Source organism: Halomonas aquatica (assembly GCF_040196335.1).
Classification (GTDB): domain Bacteria; phylum Pseudomonadota; class Gammaproteobacteria; order Pseudomonadales; family Halomonadaceae; genus Halomonas; species Halomonas aquatica.
Map to the genome: position 1 here is coordinate 1 of NZ_JBEGCJ010000008.1, position 3,239 is coordinate 3,239.

Genomic DNA, 3,239 nt, shown 5'->3' on the forward strand with positions numbered 1-3,239 from the left:
GTGCCTGACGATGACCTACTCTCGCATGGGGAGACCCCACACTACCATCGGCGCTGAGCGGTTTCACTGCTGAGTTCGGCAAGGGATCAGGTGGTTCCCGCACGCTATGGTCGTCAGGCGAAAAACGGTGAATCATGCTGACGAGATCGTCTCAACGTACCCGTCATGTCGGTTGCCATCGGCAGACCGCTTGGGTGTTATATGGTCAAGCCTCACGGGCCATTAGTACCGGTTAGCTCAACGCCTTGCAGCGCTTCCACACCCGGCCTATCAACCAGCTGGTCTCGCTGGGCCCTTCAGGAGGCTCAAGGCCTCGGGGATGTCTCATCTTGAAGGGGGCTTCCCGCTTAGATGCTTTCAGCGGTTATCCCGTCCGCACATAGCTACCCGGCAATGCCACTGGCGTGACAACCGGAACACCAGAGGTGCGTCCACTCCGGTCCTCTCGTACTAGGAGCAGCACTTCTCAAACATCCAACGCCCACGGCAGATAGGGACCGAACTGTCTCACGACGTTCTAAACCCAGCTCGCGTACCACTTTAAATGGCGAACAGCCATACCCTTGGGACCGACTTCAGCCCCAGGATGTGATGAGCCGACATCGAGGTGCCAAACACCGCCGTCGATGTGAACTCTTGGGCGGTATCAGCCTGTTATCCCCGGAGTACCTTTTATCCGTTGAGCGATGGCCCTTCCATACAGAACCACCGGATCACTAGAACCTACTTTCGTACCTGCTCGACGTGTCTGTCTCGCAGTTAAGCACCCTTATGCTCTTGCACTCAATGCACGATTTCCAACCGTGCTGAGGGTACCTTCGTGCTCCTCCGTTACGCTTTGGGAGGAGACCGCCCCAGTCAAACTACCCACCACACACGGTCCTCGATCCGGATAACGGACCTGAGTTAGAACGCCAATGATGTCAGGCTGGTATTTCAAGGTTGGCTCCACTCGATCTGGCGACCGAATTTCCAAGCCTCCCAGCTATCCTACACAAACAACATCAGCGTCCAGTGTGAAGCTATAGTAAAGGTTCACGGGGTCTTTCCGTCTAGCCGCGGGTACACAGCATCTTCACTGCGATTTCAATTTCACTGAGTCTCGGGTGGAGACAGCGTGGCCATCATTACGCCATTCGTGCAGGTCGGAACTTACCCGACAAGGAATTTCGCTACCTTAGGACCGTTATAGTTACGGCCGCCGTTTACCGGGGCTTCGATCAAGAGCTTCGCGTGAGCTAACACCATCACTTAACCTTCCGGCACCGGGCAGGCGTCACACCCTATACGTCCGCTTGCGCGTTTGCAGAGTGCTGTGTTTTTAATAAACAGTTGCAGCCACCTGGTATCTTCGACCGCTTCACGCTGAAGGAGCAAGTCCTCTCACGTTAATGCGGCGTGCCTTCTCCCGAAGTTACGGCACCATTTTGCCTAGTTCCTTCACCCGAGTTCTCTCAAGCGCCTTGGTATTCTCTACCTGACCACCTGTGTCGGTTTGGGGTACGGTCCCACTGTATCTGAAGCTTAGAGGCTTTTCCTGGAAGCGTGGCATCGATGACTTCCAGACCGTAGTCTGTTCGTCTCGTCTCTCGGCCTTGAGGAACCGGATTTACCTGATCCCTCAGCCTACTGACTTTCACCAGGACAACCAACGCCTGGCTCACCTAGCCTTCTTCGTCCCCCCATCGCAATACAGTGAGGTACGGGAATATTGACCCGTTTCCCATCGACTACGCCTTTCGGCCTCGCCTTAGGGGCCGACTCACTCTGCTCCGATTAGCGTCGAACAGAAACCCTTGGTCTTCCGGCGGGGGAGTTTTTCACTCCCCTTGTCGTTACTCATGTCAGCATTCGCACTCGTGATACCTCCAGCAGACTTCTCAATCCACCTTCATCGGCGTACACGACGCTCCTCTACCGCTCGCCATTCGACGAACCCGTAGCTTCGGTACCTGGTTTGAGCCCCGTTACATCTTCCGCGCAGGCCGACTCGACTAGTGAGCTATTACGCTTTCTTTAAAGGATGGCTGCTTCTAAGCCAACCTCCTAGCTGTCTAAGCCTTCCCACATCGTTTCCCACTTAACCAGGATTTCGGGACCTTAGCTGACGGTCTGGGTTGTTTCCCTTTTCACAACGGACGTTAGCACCCGCTGTGTGTCTCCCACGCTGCACTCACCGGTATTCGGAGTTTGCCTCGGGTTGGTAAGTCGGGATGACCCCCTAGCCGAAACAGTGCTCTACCCCCGGCGGTGATACGTGAGGCGCTACCTAAATAGCTTTCGAGGAGAACCAGCTATCTCCGGGCTTGATTAGCCTTTCACTCCGATCCACAAGTCATCCAAATCTTTTTCAACAGATCCTGGTTCGGTCCTCCAGTTGATGTTACTCAACCTTCAACCTGCTCATGGATAGATCGCCCGGTTTCGGGTCTATTCCCAGCGACTGGTCGCCCAGTTAAGACTCGGTTTCCCTACGCCTCCCCTATACGGTTAAGCTCGCCACTGAAAATAAGTCGCTGACCCATTATACAAAAGGTACGCGGTCACAGAACAAGTCTGCTCCCACTGCTTGTACGCACACGGTTTCAGGATCTATTTCACTCCCCTCTCCGGGGTTCTTTTCGCCTTTCCCTCACGGTACTGGTTCACTATCGGTCAGCCAGGAGTATTTAGCCTTGGAGGATGGTCCCCCCGTCTTCAGTCAAGGTTTCTCGTGCCCCGACCTACTCGATTTCACACCAATCAGATTTCGACTACGGGGCTATCACCCTGTATCGCGTGGCTTCCCAACCACTTCGTCTATCAGTCATGGTGCTTAAGGGCTGGTCCCCGTTCGCTCGCCGCTACTAGGGGAATCTCGGTTGATTTCTTTTCCTCGGGGTAATGAGATGTTTCAGTTCCCCCGGTTCGCCTCCTGACACCTATGTATTCAGTGCAGGATACCCACGTTACCGTGGGTGGGTTTCCCCATTCAGAAATGCCCGGGTCACAGGTTGTTTGCCACCTCGCCGAGCCTTATCGCAGGCTTCCACGTCTTTCATCGCCTCTGGCTGCCTAGGCATCCACCGTGTGCGCTTCATCGCTTGACCATATAACCCCAAGAGGTCTGGTCCGCGATGACAATCGACAATTGCCGGATACGCTTGAGACGTATCTCGTGTCTCTTCCTCTCGGAAGAAACGTTTGTCAGCATGATTCACATTGTTAAAGAGCACTGTTCAGAGAACAGTGGCAAGCCG

General features: G+C 54.6%; 2 rRNA genes. Both read right to left on the reverse strand.

The features are described from left to right. Nucleotides 1–2: 2 nt before the first annotated feature. Nucleotides 3–118: ribosomal RNA gene (rrf, locus tag ABE960_RS14810) — 5S ribosomal RNA — on the reverse strand. Nucleotides 119–201: 83 nt separating this feature from the next. Beyond that, nucleotides 202–3,089 (reverse strand): 23S ribosomal RNA (locus tag ABE960_RS14815). Between the last annotated feature and the right edge of the window lie 150 nt (nucleotides 3,090–3,239).